Annotated in this window: 19 protein-coding genes and 3 pseudogenes; all 22 read right to left on the reverse strand. The window is 50.8% G+C overall.

Annotated features, from left to right (window positions below; translation table 11 throughout):
• On the reverse strand, positions 1-312 hold the full coding sequence (locus KWG61_RS10600) for a hypothetical protein (protein WP_242743702.1): 312 nt from the start codon (positions 310-312) through the stop codon (positions 1-3).
• Positions 270-758, reverse strand: coding sequence for a hypothetical protein (locus tag KWG61_RS10605; protein ID WP_242743703.1), 489 nt, complete (start codon positions 756-758; stop codon positions 270-272). The genes KWG61_RS10600 and KWG61_RS10605 overlap by 43 nt, the downstream gene beginning before the upstream one ends.
• 91 nt (positions 759-849) lie before the next feature.
• On the reverse strand, positions 850-1311 hold the full coding sequence (locus KWG61_RS10610) for a hypothetical protein (RefSeq protein WP_230268316.1): 462 nt from the start codon (positions 1309-1311) through the stop codon (positions 850-852).
• 252 nt (positions 1312-1563) lie between these two features.
• Positions 1564-2292: a glutamate ligase domain-containing protein gene (locus KWG61_RS17590; RefSeq protein WP_367614199.1), complete on the reverse strand. Its 729-nt coding sequence runs from the start codon at positions 2290-2292 to the stop codon at positions 1564-1566.
• A gap of 65 nt (positions 2293-2357) precedes the next feature.
• Complete coding sequence (locus KWG61_RS17595; protein WP_367614369.1) at positions 2358-2702, reverse strand: Mur ligase family protein; 345 nt, start codon at positions 2700-2702, stop codon at positions 2358-2360.
• A gap of 8 nt (positions 2703-2710) precedes the next feature.
• Positions 2711-2992 carry a Mur ligase domain-containing protein gene (locus KWG61_RS17600; RefSeq protein ID WP_367614200.1) on the reverse strand — a complete coding sequence of 94 codons (282 nt, stop codon included), beginning with the start codon at positions 2990-2992 and terminating at the stop codon, positions 2711-2713.
• Positions 2993-3107: 115 nt separating this feature from the next.
• Positions 3108-3491, reverse strand: coding sequence for a hypothetical protein (locus KWG61_RS10620; protein ID WP_242743704.1), 384 nt, complete (start codon positions 3489-3491; stop codon positions 3108-3110).
• Positions 3427-3807: a hypothetical protein gene (locus tag KWG61_RS10625; protein ID WP_242743705.1), complete on the reverse strand. Its 381-nt coding sequence runs from the start codon at positions 3805-3807 to the stop codon at positions 3427-3429. Before KWG61_RS10625 ends, KWG61_RS10620 begins: the two co-directional genes overlap by 65 nt.
• Before the next feature lie 2 nt (positions 3808-3809).
• On the reverse strand, positions 3810-4133 hold the full coding sequence (locus KWG61_RS10630) for a thioredoxin family protein (RefSeq protein WP_230268313.1): 324 nt from the start codon (positions 4131-4133) through the stop codon (positions 3810-3812).
• A gap of 2 nt (positions 4134-4135) precedes the next feature.
• Positions 4136-4763 (reverse strand): annotated as a pseudogene (gene trmB / locus KWG61_RS17605) (tRNA (guanosine(46)-N7)-methyltransferase TrmB).
• On the reverse strand, positions 4763-5068 hold the full coding sequence (locus tag KWG61_RS10640) for a hypothetical protein (protein WP_242743706.1): 306 nt from the start codon (positions 5066-5068) through the stop codon (positions 4763-4765). The pseudogene trmB and the gene KWG61_RS10640 overlap by 1 nt, the downstream one beginning before the upstream one ends.
• Positions 5031-5582, reverse strand: a complete 552-nt coding sequence (locus KWG61_RS10645) for a peptidase dimerization domain-containing protein (RefSeq protein WP_242743707.1) — start codon at positions 5580-5582, stop codon at positions 5031-5033. The genes KWG61_RS10640 and KWG61_RS10645 overlap by 38 nt, the downstream gene beginning before the upstream one ends.
• Positions 5540-6088: a Sapep family Mn(2+)-dependent dipeptidase gene (locus tag KWG61_RS10650; RefSeq protein ID WP_242745662.1), complete on the reverse strand. Its 549-nt coding sequence runs from the start codon at positions 6086-6088 to the stop codon at positions 5540-5542. The genes KWG61_RS10645 and KWG61_RS10650 overlap by 43 nt, the downstream gene beginning before the upstream one ends.
• 185 nt (positions 6089-6273) lie before the next feature.
• Positions 6274-8543 (reverse strand): annotated as a pseudogene (pnp, locus tag KWG61_RS10655) (polyribonucleotide nucleotidyltransferase).
• Positions 8544-8858: 315 nt separating this feature from the next.
• The gene (locus KWG61_RS10660) at positions 8859-10217 is read right to left on the reverse strand and encodes a transposase (RefSeq protein ID WP_242743384.1); all 1359 of its coding nucleotides are present in this window, start codon (positions 10215-10217) and stop codon (positions 8859-8861) included.
• Between the two features lie 38 nt (positions 10218-10255).
• A complete protein-coding gene (locus tag KWG61_RS10665) occupies positions 10256-10699 on the reverse strand; it encodes a hypothetical protein (protein WP_242743428.1) in 444 nt (147 codons plus the stop codon).
• 92 nt (positions 10700-10791) lie between these two features.
• Positions 10792-11178, reverse strand: a complete 387-nt coding sequence (gene tnpB, locus KWG61_RS10670; protein WP_242743708.1) for an IS66 family insertion sequence element accessory protein TnpB — start codon at positions 11176-11178, stop codon at positions 10792-10794.
• 226 nt (positions 11179-11404) lie between these two features.
• The gene (locus KWG61_RS10675) at positions 11405-11965 is read right to left on the reverse strand and encodes a hypothetical protein (RefSeq protein ID WP_242743709.1); all 561 of its coding nucleotides are present in this window, start codon (positions 11963-11965) and stop codon (positions 11405-11407) included.
• Positions 11902-12732, reverse strand: coding sequence for a hypothetical protein (locus KWG61_RS10680; protein WP_242743710.1), 831 nt, complete (start codon positions 12730-12732; stop codon positions 11902-11904). The genes KWG61_RS10675 and KWG61_RS10680 overlap by 64 nt, the downstream gene beginning before the upstream one ends.
• A gap of 454 nt (positions 12733-13186) precedes the next feature.
• Positions 13187-13450, reverse strand: a complete 264-nt coding sequence (gene rpsO, locus KWG61_RS10685) for a 30S ribosomal protein S15 (protein WP_288338847.1) — start codon at positions 13448-13450, stop codon at positions 13187-13189.
• Between the two features lie 148 nt (positions 13451-13598).
• Entirely contained in the window at positions 13599-14645 is a 1047-nt protein-coding gene (hemW, locus tag KWG61_RS10690; protein ID WP_242743711.1) for a radical SAM family heme chaperone HemW, read from the reverse strand.
• A pseudogene (locus tag KWG61_RS17610) lies at positions 14642-15399 on the reverse strand (GTP-binding protein LepA). The gene hemW and the pseudogene KWG61_RS17610 overlap by 4 nt, the downstream one beginning before the upstream one ends.
• Positions 15400-15402: the final 3 nt, after the last annotated feature.

A 15402-nucleotide genomic window follows, 5' to 3' on the forward strand; every position in this document is an offset into this window, starting at 1 on the left:
TTATTCCCCATCTGTATCTTCTGGCAGATCCGGCAGATCGTGTTTGTCTTCTTTACCCTCTTTGGCTTCCGGCTGAGTGAAGAACGACTTGATGCCGCTAAACAGTGCGTTTGTGAACTGGTTGAATCCTTCTTCGGAACGGTCAACCGCGCTGCGAAGCGTTTCGCTGTGGCGCAGATCGTCGACTTTGTCATTGACTTTATCTGAGATCTTGCGCAGTTCCGGGATTTCCATCAGCTTGTCGTAGCCGAATTTCAGACCGTCGCCGATCAGGCCGGCAGTTCCGAGTACGAAGTTCTTTCCGGACTCCATTGTCTTTTGAAGTCCTCACTCTGGGAAACGGCGATCGCCGATTTGCGCGCGTTTTCGAGTACTTCCGCGATTTTCTCGGATACGACCTTGAATTCCGCTTTCAGGCGTTCCGGCTGCGTATTGTCTTTCATCCATTTGGAAAAATCATCAAAGATTTCTCTGGCTTCTTCTTCCGCATCGTCCACGACTTTGGCATTTTCCGGATTGTCTTTTTCGCGCATGGCATCCAGTGCTTTCTGCGTGGCTTTTTCCATTTCGTCAATGGCTGCAGTACGCGCTGCATCTTCCTTGGCTTCTGTATCTTCTGCCGGTGCTTCTTCTTTCGGTGCTTCGAGAAGTTCTTCTTCTGGCACATCTGGCAGTTCGGGGGTATCGGCTGGTTCTTTTTCAGCCGTTTCAGTCGCTTTTACTTCTTCTGTATCGACTGTTTTCTTTTCGTCTTCCATTACATATCCTCCATGGCTTTCCTGGTTCGAAACAATTCTGGACTGACTGGACGTCTGTTGACTGGCGTCCTGTGCTGGCCGTTCAGTCCTTCTATTCAGGCCGGGTCTGGCTTTCTTCCGTGACGATGGCGCTGACTTCCTTTTTCACGATGCCGACCGGCTGGAAATCGGCTGCAGGAGCAGACTGACTTTCCGGCTGCACATCCGGCTCGGTTTCTGGACGGGTCGATTTGCGCTTAACGCCTTCGGATTTCTGGTTCATTTTGGATCCGAGCCGCGTTGTACCTTCTGAGAAAACTTTGATGGCTCCCATGGCGGCCTTCTTGGCTGAATCCGAAACCTGATCGACCGTATTGGATACCTGTCCGATCGTGTTCAGAGGAGACTCAAGTTTTACCAGATCCCGATTGACGGCTTCCAGAGTTTTGGAAAAGGTCTTCATGGTGTCGATTACGGATTTAAAGAGCATCGCGAGATAAACCAGAGCGATGACACCCGCAATCGCCAGGGCAATTCTGGCCAGATACATCAGAACATCAAGATTTACTGTCATACAATTCCTTTCTCTGTCTGATCCGTTTTGAGATGTTTCAATTCGCTCAAATTATAGCACTGATGACGTTATTCATTCTTACGGATGAAAACTTTTCATTGAACTTTGAAAAGATTCAGTGTTCTGTTCGATGACGTAAAGAAATTCTTTGACGATTGGCTCCAGATTCAGTCGTTTTCCAGAATGGAAAATAAAGAAATACTAAACGCATTAATCTAAAACGGATATGTTATTAATCAAATATACCATCGATCAATTCAGAAGGCGCCTTCTTGTGACCTGCTCACTGAGCGCCTCAAAAAATCCGTCCATTCCCTGCGGAATGCGACGGATTTTCGCATGTAAATCCAGTTTGAGGCGGACTTTATTCGGCTTCGAGAAGGCGCTTTTGAGCAGATTCTTCAGAAGATAAATGTTTTTCGAAGACATGAAGATATAAACCGCGGGGCCCAGATTCTGCAGCTGCTTTGCGCTTACTTCATCGATCTCCAGCAGACGGCCATTTTCAAGACGATCGAGAAGATCCTGAATGGTCACTTTGATCGAATCGTTTTCCGGATGAATATTGGAATCAAAGTCGAGTACGGCGCTCGCATCCGCTTCGTTAAGCGAATCGGCAAAGCCGTCCAGGAAATACTCCAGACGGGAATAGCGATCCGGTTTGTACAGCGCGACGATCTTCTTATCCGGATAGCGATGACGCATGCCGCGGATCATTTCGCGAATAGCGGTCGGATGGTGCGCGTAATCGTCTACAAGAACGTTTTCGCCGATTTCTTCAATCACAGAACGGCGGGCGATGCCCTTAAAGGAATCGATCTGTGCCGCAATCTGATCGGCCGGCATGCCAAGCTGATGCGCCAGCGCGAATGCGCCCAGGGAATCCCATACGAAAGGCAATCCGCTTTCGTGCAGGATGAGATCGACGATTTTCTCACCTTTGTACAGAACGCTTAGCGTAGAGCCGTGTTCATCCTGCACCAGATTGACGCCCTGATAGTCATTGCCGTCGTTCAGACCGTATTTGACATACGGAATGGGATAGTTCAGTCCGGGCAGCCAGGGGTCGTCGCCGAAGATGACGGCTTCTTTTTCGTCTGGCGAATGAAGCTCTGGAAGGCGGAAATGTAGTCGTCAAGATCTTTGTAGTAGTCGACGTGGTCGAGCTCAATATTGGTGATCAGCGCGTAGTCGGGATGATACGCCAGGAAATGCCGCTTGAATTCGCACGACTCGAGAACGAAATGCTTCGCATCGGCAGGCATATGGCCGTTTCCGTCGCCGATCAGATAGCCGGTCGGTTCCCACGCAGAAAGAATGTGCGCGAGCAGACCAGTCGTGGTGGATTTGCCATGACAGCCGGCTACGCAGATGGAATTGTAGGATTCCAGAAGATGGCCTAAAACTCGTTGTAGCGATACACTTTCACATCGTCCATGGCTCTGGCCTGAACGAGTTCGGGATGATCGTCTTCAAACGCGAGACCGGCGATCACGGTATCGCCCGGCTGGATATTGGCGGGATCGAAGGAATAAATTTCGATGCCGCGCTCTTTCAGTCCGTCTTCGGTAAAAATGTATTTTTCGATATCGGAGCCGCGCACCTCATTGCCTTGATCGGCAAGGATTTCGGCCAGAGCGGCCATGCCGGTTCCTTTGATGCCGGTAAAGAAATAATTCATTCCTTATCGCCGTCCTTTGAAGACGTTCTTGCCGGACGCGAAAGATAGGCGGCAAGATCCATAGGTTTGGAATGGGTATTCGAAGCGGCTGCGGCATTGCTGAGAAGCTCATCCGTCAGACGCGTGCGGTTTGTGTTTGTGCGCGCCGCTGCGGAAGCCTGCGCTGCCTCATGCGCCGGTGCGGCTTTTTCGGCTTCCTTAGCGGGCGCTTCGGCTGCGGCTTTGGGAGCAGCGGAACGGCGTTCGCCAAGCGGGGCGCGCTTTTTGGTTTTGGAGTTGTGCCGTACATTGGCGAGATGATCTGAATCATGTCGGAGTGATCCTGCGGTTCCGGCAGATTGATCGCATCGTGTACGGCGTCCACATCTTTCTGATCTTCGGGAAGGTTTCCGAAAATTGGAGAAAGAACGGCAGAGTAGTCAATAAAGGCGGTTTTATCCTTGCGGGAAGCACCTTTGCGCGCCTGGGCCGGTGCTTTTTTGCTTCCGTTTTTTCGCATGGCTTCTGGCAGTCTGGCTGCTGCTGTTTGTCGAAGGACTCAGCGTCTCTTCAACGCCCGCAAAGAGCGAAGATTCCGGCTTGCGGGAGGTGCTTGCCAGGAAATCGTTAGCCTGACGGTCCACTTCCGCCGGAGTGACCGGTTCGAGCACGGCTGGCGCCGGCGTTTCGTGAACCGCAGGAGAAACAGGCTCTGCAGCTGCAGGCTGTTCTTCAACAGGTTCTTCGGTGGTTTCTTCGACGACATCTTCGTCATCGTCTTCGATGGAATCGACGGTTTCAAACAGGAACGATTTCATCATGTCTTTAATTCCCATAGTTAAGCCTCCTTGCACGTATTGAGGAACGCCTGAATCTGTTCCGGGGTTTTTCTGTCCTTGGATACGAAACGTCCGATTTCCCTGCTGTCTTTAAAGACAGTAAAGGACGGAATGCCGAGAATTTCCTGCTCAATGGCAAGATCCAGCAGTTCGTCGCGATCCAGCATATAAAAATCGAATTCCGGATTGTCGGCGACAATCTTATCGATAAAGGTTTTCAGGTATACACAGTCCGGGCACCATGCGGCGGACCACGCCAGAACAGCAGGCTTGTTCTGCTGCATGGCGTTCTTCACTTCAGTCGGGGTATGAAGCTGTTTCATTTTTAGCCTTTCTGCCAGATGGCCCGATAAATCGGGTTTCCGGCCTGTACAAATTTTTCTTCGTATTCAGTCAGCGGATCTTCCGGATGGTCTTCTCTTCGAAAATCGACGCTGACTTCTTCCAGCATGAATCCGGCATGCGCAAACACAGGCAGGGAGTATTCGAAAAGCGCCTGGTTATCGGTTTTCATAATAACCTGACCGTTATCGGCCAGAACCGTTTTGTACTGTTCGAGAAAACCGGGCGCGCTCAGACGGCGCTTGGCGTTTCGTTTTTGGGCCAGGGATCGGAAAAGTTCAGATGAATGATATCGAGCTCGCCCGGCGCAAACCACTGCGACAGATCCGCGCCGTCGCCATATACGAGCGACAGATTGGACACGCCGGCTTCATCGAATTTTTCGCGGCCAGACCGGCAGCGCTTTCGTTGCGCTCGACAGCCACAAACGTATCCTGCGGATACAGCGCGGCCATTACGGCCGAGTAGCCGCCTTTGCCGCAGCCGATTTCGAGATGGAGCTTTCCGTTTTTCGAAGAATTCCAGTTTCCTTTGTTCTGCTCAGGCGCATGAACACGCGAGGGCGATGTAGTCAGATAGTCAGCAGCCCAGGGAATGCGGCGCATCCGCATCAGGAAGCCAGCCTTTCAATCGCATCCGCGTAAATGGCGATCGCTTCTTCGAGTGCGTCTTCGGATACGCCTTCATCGGCGGAATGAATCGAGCCGACGTGCAGATCGGCCGGTGCTTTTTCCCACGGCTTTTCAGGGCCAAAGGCTACGAAGTTGTCAAAGTGCTTGGCATACGTGCCGCCGCCGATCGTAATGGCCGGGGAGAACGTATCGCCCGTGTAGTCGGCATACGACTGCATCAGATCTTTACGAGTCTGGAATTCGGGTCTACAAAAGCGGCTTGCCTGCGGAAACCATTTTCGCATGCATGTCGACCGGACTTTCCTTGGCCGCTTCTTCAAAGCCGGCAAGAACCTTTTCGGGAGTGGTATCGTTTGGATAGCGGATATCGATCAGAACGGAAGCGTGACCGTCCTTGATTTCGATCTGGCCCGGGTTCATCGTCAGAAAGCCCATGTAAAGGCCGTCGATATCGATGTGTTCCGGAGTGCCTTTCCAGTCCTTGAGCAGGGCATACATCGCATTGGAGAGCGCGTCGTTATACGCCTGGCCAACGTAGTTGAACAGATGTACTCCGGCATTGTTGCCAAGGTAAGGCGTAGAGCCGTGTGCCGGCTTGCCGATCATGGAAATATGCACGCCATCGTCTTCAATGGAATAGGAACCCTTCAGATCGTTGGTACGCAGATAGAAATCGAAAAGCGCGGGATCAAATTCCTTCGTGTTCAAAACGGCAGACGCGTTCTGAATGACGATATTCGGACGCTCGCCGGCTGTCATGGAAGAAATAATCGTGGGCGCATCGCTTTCGAGAAGCATATGGATGTTTCCCTTTTCGCCGTAAATGACCGGGAAATCCGCATCGGGGTAAATCCCATCGCCGGAATCGGACCGCCGTTTTTCAGGTAGTAGTCGATGCCTTCCATGCCGCTTTCCTCATCGGTTCCGGCAATCAGATACACGGTCTTATTCAGCTTTACATTCTGATCGTGCAAAATTTTCATGGCATAGTACGCCGCCAGCAGCGGGCCTTTGTCATCGAGAACGCCGCGGCCAAACAGCCAGCCTTTTTCCTGCGTCAGATCATAAGCCGGACGCGTCCAGCCGTCGCCGGCTGGTACAACATCAAGATGACCGAGAATGCCGACGCTTTCTGCGTCTGGTCCGGCATCGTGAATGGTAATCGTTCCGGCATAGCCGTCAAAGTTTTTGGTGGCAAAACCGTCCCGTTTTCCCATGGCCAGCATCGTTTCCAGGGCATCCTGAACGGCTGGACCAAAAGGCGCATTCGTATTCGCATGTTCCTTATCCCGGACGGAAGGGATGGAAACAAGGGTTTTGAGATCTTTTTAAAGGAATCAAAATACTGATTCGCAAGAGTACGATAATTCATTTTGTTTTTTCACTCTTTCTGTCCTGTCTATTCTAGCACAGCGGCCCGTCTCTCTTCGGCTTTCGAATATGTACAAAACAAAAGACCAGAAGGGTGAGCTTCTGATCTTTGCGTACTTTATTCCGCCGGGGTTTCGCTGGTTTCAGCGGCCGCTGCGGGACGGTCTTTATGATCGCCGTGATGGTCGCCATGACGATGATCCGGACGTCTTCCGTTTCCGCCTGGTCTGCGGCCGCGGTCATTTCTTGGACCTCTGCGTTCCGGTTCTTTATAACCTTCCGGCTTAGGAAGCAGCGCTTTGGCCGAGACTTTGACTTTTCCGTCTTCAATTTCGGTGACTTTGACATCGATCACATCGCCGATCTTGAGAACGTCTTCCACATTTTCTACGCGGTTCCAGCTGATGTTGGATACGTGGAGCAGGCCGTCGGTTTTTCCGAACAGGTTGACGAAGGCGCCATAGCTTTCCACGCGGACAACCTTGCCCTCGTACACGTCGCCGATTTTGGCTTCGCGGCAGATTTCGTTAATCGCCGCAACCGCCTTGTCGATGGCTGCCTGATCCTTGTGATAAATCACTACGGATCCGTCGTCTTCAATGTCGATCTTGACACCGTCGCAGTCGGCAATGATCTGGTTAATCATCTTGCCGCCCGGTCCGATGACATCCTTGATCTTGTCTACGGAAATCTTCATCTGGGCAATCTTCGGTGCATACGGCGAGAGCTGCTTGCGCGGTTCCGGAATGGTCGCGAGCATGTTGGCCAGAATTTCCTTGCGGGCTTTGTTGGCCTGTGCGAGGGCTTCCTGGAAAATCTCACGGGTAATGCCTTTGACCTTGATGTCCATCTGCAGAGCGGTAATTCCGTTTTCAGTTCCGGCTACCTTGAAGTCCATATCGCCGAAGTGGTCTTCCATACCCTGAATGTCGGTCAGAACGGTGTATTTGCCGCTCTCGTCATCCATGATCAGACCCATCGCAATACCGGCTACCGGCGCCTTGATCGGAACACCTGCCGCCATCAGCGACATCGTGCCGGCGCAGATGGAGGCCTGCGAAGACGAACCGTTGGATTCGGTAACGTCCGCTACCGTACGGATCGTGTACGGGAATTCTTCTACCGAAGGAAGAACTTTGGACAGTGCGCGTTCGCCTAAGGCACCATGACCGATTTCACGGCGTCCTGGAGAACCCATGCGTCCGGTTTCGCCTACGGAGTAAGGCGGGAAGTTGTAGTGATGCATAAAGCGCTTGTTATCGACTTCGGTTACGTCGTCGATAATCTGGTTTTCATTGAGCGCGCCGAGCGTCGTCGAGGAAATAACCTGCGTTTCTCCGCGGGTGAACATGGCGGAACCATGAACGCGCGGCATCAGGTCAACCTGCGAGTTCAGCGGACGGATTTCGTCGATGGCGCGGCCGTCCGGACGAACCTTGTCTTCAATGATCAGGCGGCGGACTTCATCCGCTTCAATGTTGCGGCAGATCTGTCCAACCTGCTTAAGCGTACTGGCTTTCGCTTTTTCGCTTTCGTATTCTTTTGCTTCGTATTCCGCTACCGCCTTGTCGATCAGCGAATCGATTGCAGCGTAGCGCTCGAGTTTTTCTGAATGGATACCGCTTTGCGAATATCGCTTTCGTACGCGTCGCGTACAGCGGCTTCGAGCTGCTCGTCAAAGGCAAAAAGCTGAATTTCGCGTTTTGGCTTGCCGCATGCAGCAATAATGGTTTCTTCAAAAGCACAGAGTTCCTTGATCTTTTCGTGACCGAACATCAGCGCTTCGAGCATGACTTCTTCACTGACTTCGTTGGCGCCGGCTTCAACCATGTTGAGTGCCTGAGCCGTACCGGCAACGGTCAGATCAATTTCCGAACGTTCTGCCTGTTCCGTATCCGGGTTCACAATGAATTCCCCGTCGATCAGACCGACTTTTACGCCGGCGATCGGTCCGCCAAACGGAATATCCGAAAGGCAGAGGGCCAGAGATGCACCCAGCATCGCAGCCATTTCGCTCGATGCGTCCGGATCTACGGAAAAGACCGTGTTCACCACCTGAACTTCGTTGCGGAAGCCTTCCGCAAACAGCGGTCGGATCGGCCGGTCGATCATTCGGGCAGTCAGTGTCGCATGTTCAGTCGGACGTCCCTCGCGGCGCAGAAAGCCGCCTGGGATTTTGCCGGCCGCATACAGTTTTTCTTCATAGCTGACCGTTAAGGGAAAGAAATCCAGTCCTTCTTTGGCCTGGGCCGAAGCCACTGCGGTCGAAAGAATAACCGTGTCTTCATAGCGGACGAGTACTGAGCCGCTAGCCTGTTTGGCGATTTCACCGGTTTCTACCGTGATGTTCTTTCCGCAAAAGTCAAGATGAAATACCTGTTTAGCCATCTTGTCTATTTACCTCACTTTTAGTTTATCAAGCGCTATCATAACACAACGAAAATCCTCGTTCTATCCCCCTTGGAAAGGAGTCGGCAATATGGGCTTTGAACATTCGATTTTTGACACCGGAACCCGGATGCTCGGTGTCAGACCATCTTGGCGCTGCAGATATCACCTCTGCCCGACGATGTTCTCTTCTCCGTTCCTTTTTCAGGTTCATTCGCCCTGTTCGTAAGTGTCAAACAATCGACGGGTATACGCGAGACTGAATATTAGATACGCTAAACGGGATCCCTTTCGAGATCCCGCTTGGCGTATTTTTTATTCTTCATCGTTTTCTTCATACTTCGGATCCGGTCCACGGTATCCAATTCGAAGATATTCAGGTAAATCCTTTGAATACGGCAGAAGTGACTTCAATACATCTACCGCGATTTCATCGTCTTTGAACCATTTGAGTTCATCCAGAACGTACTCCATGTAGCGCTCTGGATTTAAGTCGTTCATTTCAGCCGATCGAAACAAAGTCATAAACGCTGCGACGACTTCCGCACCTTTGATACTCTTCGTAGTCTGGAAGTTTTTGCGATTGATCACGAATGGCTTTACGGCTCTTTCTGCCACATTATTGTCGATCGGATAATCACCGTCTTCCAGGTACCTTCCCAACGAGTTCGCTCGATCCATGAAGTACTTGGCTGCTCTGTAGGCGGTGCTTCTTTCCTCGAATCCACTCTGAATCTCCATCATGACTCTTGTGAGTCTTTCAAAGCAGGGCTTTGAAAGTTCCTGCCGAACTTCGGTTCTCGCCTCGTGCGAGTAAGAAGCAACGTGAGATTCGATGTGGTAGAGCTTCCCGAACAGAGACAGGGCTGTGAGCAGAATCTGGAGACCCGGACTTGGTTCGGGTCTCTCTGTTTCGTCCAGCTGGGCTGCCGCTTCTGCGGCCTCTTCGTCGTTCTCCAGTGTGGTCTTTTCCCACTTCAGGACGTCTGCCTGATACTGCGCGAAGTCTGACCGGACTTTGATGGCTTCGAAGATCTTTCTTCTCGCATGGGCCATACAGTTGAGCTTTCTGCAGGGGCCATAGTAGTTGGCATATGCATAAAGCCCGTCTGTCATAAGGGCATGACGAAAAGAACCGCCAAGGAGGGCGATTACGAACTCCTGTTTCTTGTAAGGGAAAAACTTATAGACAGCCATCTGGTTCTCTTCATAGATTCCGCTGACGGCGACAACCATAGAAGACTGTTTTCGATCTTTAACCTCCGTGCACTTTAAAACCGTCTCATCCATATGGACGACGTTACAGTTTGGGAGATCCTCAATCATTTGTTTTACGAGGGGCTTCAGATAAAGATCGTAAGTTTTTTCCAGGATGTTGCCCATGGTCTGACGGCTGATCGGCAGTCCCGTGAGACTCAGGTGCTTTTCCTGACGATAGGCCGGGGTTCCCATTACGAACTTATCGTAGGCAATTCCCGCGACCATAGAGGAAGTTGCGACACTCTTGTCGATCAGTGCAGGCTCGTCAGGTTCGGCGGTGCGGATGATGGCTTTCCCGTTTTCATCCGTACACTTGTTTGGGCACGCGACTGTCTCACGCAGCACTTCTTCCAGCCTATAGCGAGCGGGAATCCGATGAATCCTATAGTGACGTTTCATTCCAACAGTTTTCATCTCACAGCCGCAAACTGGGCAAATGCGCTTTTCCCCTTCTACACTGAAGGTAGTGGTTTCTTTGACCGCTTCCTGCTTTCTGCACTTGGTGGAAGGTTTTTCTTGCTTCCTTCAACAGAACTGAGCTTTAAATCTTCAGCTTCTTTACGATAGCGGTCTCCCTCTTCCTGATATTTCGCAGCCCGGTTAAAACAAACATCGGCTTTCAGATCAAGCTGAGCCAGCTGTTTATTCAGAATATTGATATCTGGGCCGCCGTCCTCGTTTTCAGAGTAATCCAGTTTCAAGGGAACCATCTTTTCCGTAGAAGGACCAAAGCGGCCGCTTTTCACGGCTTTATTGATTTCTTTAGCGAAATAGAGATCCAGGTACATATCCTCAATAAATTTGTCTTTCTCTTCTTCCGTCATGGTGCTGATCTGATGATGAAGATCTTCGAGGAGCTCGTTGCGGATTGTCTGGTAAGGGTTCGGCACATTCATGTATTAATTTTAACATATTTAGAGCGATAGATAAAGTAAATGGGATGATTTATCTTGATATTCCTTCAAGAAAATCATCCTTTTAAATTGGTTTAAACATACTTATAAGTTCGTGGCAGAAATGCCGGCTGGGGAACAATCGACAGACCGGAAAGCAGAGAAGCCAGCTGCGAACAGTCAATTCGCATGAAGTCGGACTGGTCAGTGCTGACAGGCCACTGAAGGGAAGATCTGGAGAGTCGCTTATAAACAAGCCAGAATCCATTTCCGTCACGAAGGATACCTTTGATCTTGTTCTTCTGTCGATTAACGAAGAGAAAGAGGGATCCATCCAGCGGATCCAGAGCGAGAGGTCCTTGAACCGGGGAGACGTAACCGTCAATTCCTTTGCGAAGGTCAGCAGGCATCTGAGCCAGATAGATGTTTTTAACTTTGGAGAAATCGATACCGAGATCGATTGCAGGGATGATTGATTCCATGAAAAAGCCTCCTTGAATAAAGGAATTATCCCAAGGAGGCGGTCGAGAAAATACCCGTCTTTTATTTGACGCTTACCCCTGTTCACAATACCTGTTCAGGTTCCCGGTCAGATTCTCCACTCTTCTCTGGCGGCTTTGCGCCAGACGAAAACGCCGCAGAAAACTCTGCGGCGCTGGTTTGTGATTGTATCTCGGATCGGTTGGATCCGTCTTTTTCATTTACAGACTACTTTTTCGAAGAATCTGCTTTGGAGTCCGCTTTGGATTCGGTCTTGGATTCTGCTTTCGAATCTGCCTTGGAATCGGCTTTGGACTCTTCTTTGGACTCGCTCTTCGCATCGGCTTTGGATTCATTTGCAGCGCTTTCCGCTTTGGACGATGCCTCAGAAGATGCCTTTTCCTGGGAAGAAGCGCTCGAATCGGCTTTCTTCACGTCAAACTTCTGCAGAAGCTTGAACGTGTCGCCTTCCTTGAGGGATTCGTCTTTTACGCTCGTGAAGAAGCCTTCAAAGAATGTCATCCAGCTTTCCGGCGCAGCAGAAACGGCAACGGTATCGTTGCTGGACAGATCGAGACTGTCCTCGCCAAGGGTTGCCTTGGAGCGGGTAATGTTTTCGATTTTCTTAAGCGCGCCGTTGGCATCGGTCGTCAGAACGAGACGAACGTCTTCGAGATCGTAGCCGTCCAGAACGAGCGTTCCGTCGCCGCGAATATCGAGACGGCTCATGCCGTAGGAACTTTCGTATACACTGTCGAGCTGCGTATTGTAGGCTTCCGCATCGGCCATGGAAATGGTCCAGCGGTACTCGTTTCCGATTTTTCGAGGGTGAAGTCATACAGATCCGGATATTCGAGCGGCTGCAGAAGCAGGTTCGATCCGAACATGGAATAAAGCGCGTAAACGACTGAGTTTTCAATCGCGGAATCGAGCTGGTCGGCTTCCACGGCCGCGTTTTCGTTTTCGTAGGAACTGATGCTGGTGATGGTCATTGGATCGTTGGCTCCAGCAATACGAACGCCGTCTGCAAGCGAGGTGTAGACCACGGTTTCCCCGTACGGAGAATATTCCGAAAGGCCGCTGATCTGCTGGTTGTTGGAAGCCTGATCGGCGTTTTCAGCTGCAGAACCGTTCTCGCTTCCCGATTCGACCGAGCTGCTTTCGCTGCTCGATTTTTCCTTTGCCTTTGGCTCGGTTTCATCTTTGAGCGAATATTCGTACAGCTGATAGAACCGGTCTTTAGCCGGTACGCGAATGTCGTAGCTTCTGAGAGACGTCTTCGTTCCTTCGAGCTTGTCCGAAAGCGTATCGATGGAAGTGGATGTTCCGCTTTCGTCGTAGACCAGACCGGCCGGATTTGCGTCGTACGTCTGATCAACGATGCCCTGGAACACTTCTACGATGTCATCCATCGTGGATTCGCTGCTAATGGCTGCCGCCTTTTTCAGCAGTTCGCTTGGGGCGTTGTCTTCCGTCACCGGGACGGGTTTGGCACATCCGGAAAGCAGCAGACCGCAGGCCAGCGCCCCCGCCGATGTCCATTTTAAAAATTTCATACGTGTACTCCTGTCTCTTTTCAGAAAAAGGCATACGGCAGCCAGAGGCCAGCCAGGAACTTTTTTGAAAATCATCACTATTGTAAATCGATCAAGCCCAGATCCAGACACAGACCCTTTTTCCTCTTTTTCGTTTTCCTGTTTCGCCCTTGGAAAACCCGTACTAAGCCGTCCGGTAAAAACGACGGCGGATACGGCGAGAATCTGTTTTTGTCTGTGCACTGTCTGACGGTATCGAAACTTTCTAAAAGAAAGATTAATTTTCCCAGGCATCGAAACTCTTTACATAAGCCAGAAAAGAATTGCGAAAGAATGTGAAGAATAATGCCGGAAAAATCCAAAGCCGGCATGATCCGTCAGAGCGGAAAGGGACCCTTTGTAGACAGTTCCTTTCCAGACGATAAAGAAAACGGCAGTGCGTCTGGCACTGCCGAAAGCATAGCTTTGTTTTGGACTACTTTCTCAGACCGAGTTTTGCGATCAGAGCTTTGTAGCGGTCGAGGTCTTCGCGCTTCAGGTAGTTGAGCAGGCTTTTGCGGTGTCCAACCATTTTCATCAGACCTCTGTAGGAATGATAGTCGTGTTTGTGAACCTTGAAGTGCTCTGTGAGCTCGTTGATCCGGCGGGTCAGAATTGCGATCTGAACTTCAGGAGAGCCGGTGTCTCCTTCGTGTACGGCGTATTCTTTAATAATCGCCTGTTTTTCTGCACTGGTCATTTTCATATCCTCCTCAATGCATTTGGTGTCATTCAGCGCCAAGCAGGGGCTGGAGAACCCTGTGCCGGGCACGAATCTATATCAGATTACTCTTTACTCAAGAGAAAATCAACTAAAATCGAATCCAGAACTTCCATGCCGGATTCACTCAGGAAAGCTTTCCGTCTTTTCGGATAAAGACGTCTTTCCACTTGTCTAAAACGTCCACGTAGCGGCTTTCCAGATCCATTCCGTACTTCGCGTTCCACTTTTGAACATCGAGACCTTCGCGTGTCCGCAGGCCGGTCATGATCGCGTCAAATTCAGGATTGGGATTTTCCGGGCGGATCTTTTCGAACGGATTTTCCATCCAGGCTTTTAAAGACGAGGCGTGTTCGTACAGTCCCGTTTCATCCCGGCCGACGGCACCAAAGCCAAAGCCGTAATACAGACCATCCTGCCATATGAGAAGGTTGTGTTTACCGTACGCCTGATTTTTCGCATAGGACGAAATTTCGTAATGCTCGTATCCGGCAGCTTCCAGCCGTTTTTCGATCGTTTCGTACTGCAGAGCGCAGAGATCTTCATCCAGATCGTCTTCGGAATACCGACTGCCAAAGCGGGTTCCCGGTTCGAGAATCAGCGAATAAATGGACAGGTGCGAAATGTCCAGATTCAAAAACGCGTCGAGATCCCGGTTGAGATCTTCCAGACTTTCTCCAGGAAAGCCGTACATCAGATCGGCGCAGATCCGCTCAATCCCGCTTTCTTTTAATAGCGCGATGGCTTTCAGCGAATTTGGAACGGTGTTCGTACGGCCAATCTGCTTCAGTCGTTCTTCATCAAAGGTCTGCAGACCGATCGAAACGCGATTGACTCCAGCTTCTCGATACAGCCGGAGCTTTTCTTTAGTGATCGATTCGGGATTGACCTCAACCGTCCACTCCGTATTTTCATTTGCAAAGTACTTAAACAGCTCGAGCAGCCGTTTTGTCTGTGAAAGATTCAGCACGCTGGGCGTACCTCCTCCAAAATAGAGCGTCTGAAAGCGAAAATCCGGATGGTTCTGCTTCAGCGGTCCAAGTTCAGCTTCCACTTCGCTTTGCAGGGCGTCGAGCCACGTATCGACAAGTTCAAGCCGGGCACTTTTGGCAAAGGCACAGTAGGAACAGATCGAGGAGCAGAACGGAACGTGAACGTAAGCCGAAGGGATCATTTGTCGTCATCCATGCTTAGAACGGCCATGAAGGCTTCCTGCGGAATTTCGACGCTGCCGACCATCTTCATGCGCTTCTTTCCTTCCTTCTGCTTTTCGAGAAGTTTTTCTTTCGGGAAATATCGCCGCCGTAGCATTTTGCCAGAACGTTTTTGCGCAGCGCCTTGATGTTGGTACGGGCGATGACCTTGGAACCGATCGCTGCCTGGACCGGAATTTCAAACTGCTGTCTGGGAATCAGATCTTTCAGCTTGACAGCCATCGCGTTGCCGCGCGCGTAAGCGAAATCCTTGTGGACGATGATGCTCAGCGCATCGACCGGCTGACCGTTCAGCAGGATGTCGAGTTTCTGCAGATCGCTCTTTCGATAGCCGGAGAACGTGTAGTCAAAGCTGGCGTAGCCTTTGGTAGAACTTTTCATGCGGTCGAAAAAGTCGAAGATGACTTCCGAAAGCGGCATTTCATAAATGAGTTCCATGCGGGTGTCGTCGATCATCTGCAGATCAATGTACTCGCCGCGCTTTTTCTGGCAGAGATCCATCATCGTGCCGACGTATTCTTTCGGAACGAGAATTTCCGCTTTTACGTACGGTTCTTCGATCCAGTCAATGTTCTGCGCGGGCGGAAGAGCGGCCGGGTTGTCAACTTCTTCCACCGTGCCGTCGGTTTTATGAACCTGATAAATTACCGACGGACTGGTCGCAATCAGATTGAGGTTATACTCACGCTCCAGACGCTCTTCGACAACGTCCATGTG

Origin of the sequence: Allobaculum sp. Allo2 (genome assembly GCF_022701175.1) — a bacterium.
GTDB lineage: Bacteria > Bacillota_I > Bacilli_A > Erysipelotrichales > Erysipelotrichaceae > Allobaculum > Allobaculum fili.

What these genes read in the sequence shown, in the direction of transcription:
- KWG61_RS10600 (WP_242743702.1), bottom strand. Translation starts at nt 312, where the DNA reads ATGGAGTCCGGAAAGAACTTCGTACTCGGAACTGCCGGCCTGATCGGC.
- KWG61_RS10605 (WP_242743703.1), bottom strand. Translation starts at nt 758, where the DNA reads ATGGAAGACGAAAAGAAAACAGTCGATACAGAAGAAGTAAAAGCGACT.
- KWG61_RS10610 (WP_230268316.1), bottom strand. Translation starts at nt 1,311, where the DNA reads ATGACAGTAAATCTTGATGTTCTGATGTATCTGGCCAGAATTGCCCTG.
- KWG61_RS17600 (WP_367614200.1), bottom strand. Translation starts at nt 2,992, where the DNA reads ATGAATTATTTCTTTACCGGCATCAAAGGAACCGGCATGGCCGCTCTG.
- KWG61_RS10620 (WP_242743704.1), bottom strand. Translation starts at nt 3,491, where the DNA reads ATGCGAAAAAACGGAAGCAAAAAAGCACCGGCCCAGGCGCGCAAAGGT.
- KWG61_RS10625 (WP_242743705.1), bottom strand. Translation starts at nt 3,807, where the DNA reads ATGGGAATTAAAGACATGATGAAATCGTTCCTGTTTGAAACCGTCGAT.
- KWG61_RS10630 (WP_230268313.1), bottom strand. Translation starts at nt 4,133, where the DNA reads ATGAAACAGCTTCATACCCCGACTGAAGTGAAGAACGCCATGCAGCAG.
- KWG61_RS10640 (WP_242743706.1), bottom strand. Translation starts at nt 5,068, where the DNA reads ATGCGAAAATGGTTTCCGCAGGCAAGCCGCTTTTGTAGACCCGAATTC.
- KWG61_RS10645 (WP_242743707.1), bottom strand. Translation starts at nt 5,582, where the DNA reads ATGCTTCTCGAAAGCGATGCGCCCACGATTATTTCTTCCATGACAGCC.
- KWG61_RS10660 (WP_242743384.1), bottom strand. Translation starts at nt 10,217, where the DNA reads ATGAAAACTGTTGGAATGAAACGTCACTATAGGATTCATCGGATTCCC.
- KWG61_RS10665 (WP_242743428.1), bottom strand. Translation starts at nt 10,699, where the DNA reads ATGAATGTGCCGAACCCTTACCAGACAATCCGCAACGAGCTCCTCGAA.
- tnpB (WP_242743708.1), bottom strand. Translation starts at nt 11,178, where the DNA reads ATGGAATCAATCATCCCTGCAATCGATCTCGGTATCGATTTCTCCAAA.
- KWG61_RS10675 (WP_242743709.1), bottom strand. Translation starts at nt 11,965, where the DNA reads ATGGCCGATGCGGAAGCCTACAATACGCAGCTCGACAGTGTATACGAA.
- KWG61_RS10680 (WP_242743710.1), bottom strand. Translation starts at nt 12,732, where the DNA reads ATGAAATTTTTAAAATGGACATCGGCGGGGGCGCTGGCCTGCGGTCTG.
- rpsO (WP_288338847.1), bottom strand. Translation starts at nt 13,450, where the DNA reads ATGACCAGTGCAGAAAAACAGGCGATTATTAAAGAATACGCCGTACAC.
- hemW (WP_242743711.1), bottom strand. Translation starts at nt 14,645, where the DNA reads ATGATCCCTTCGGCTTACGTTCACGTTCCGTTCTGCTCCTCGATCTGT.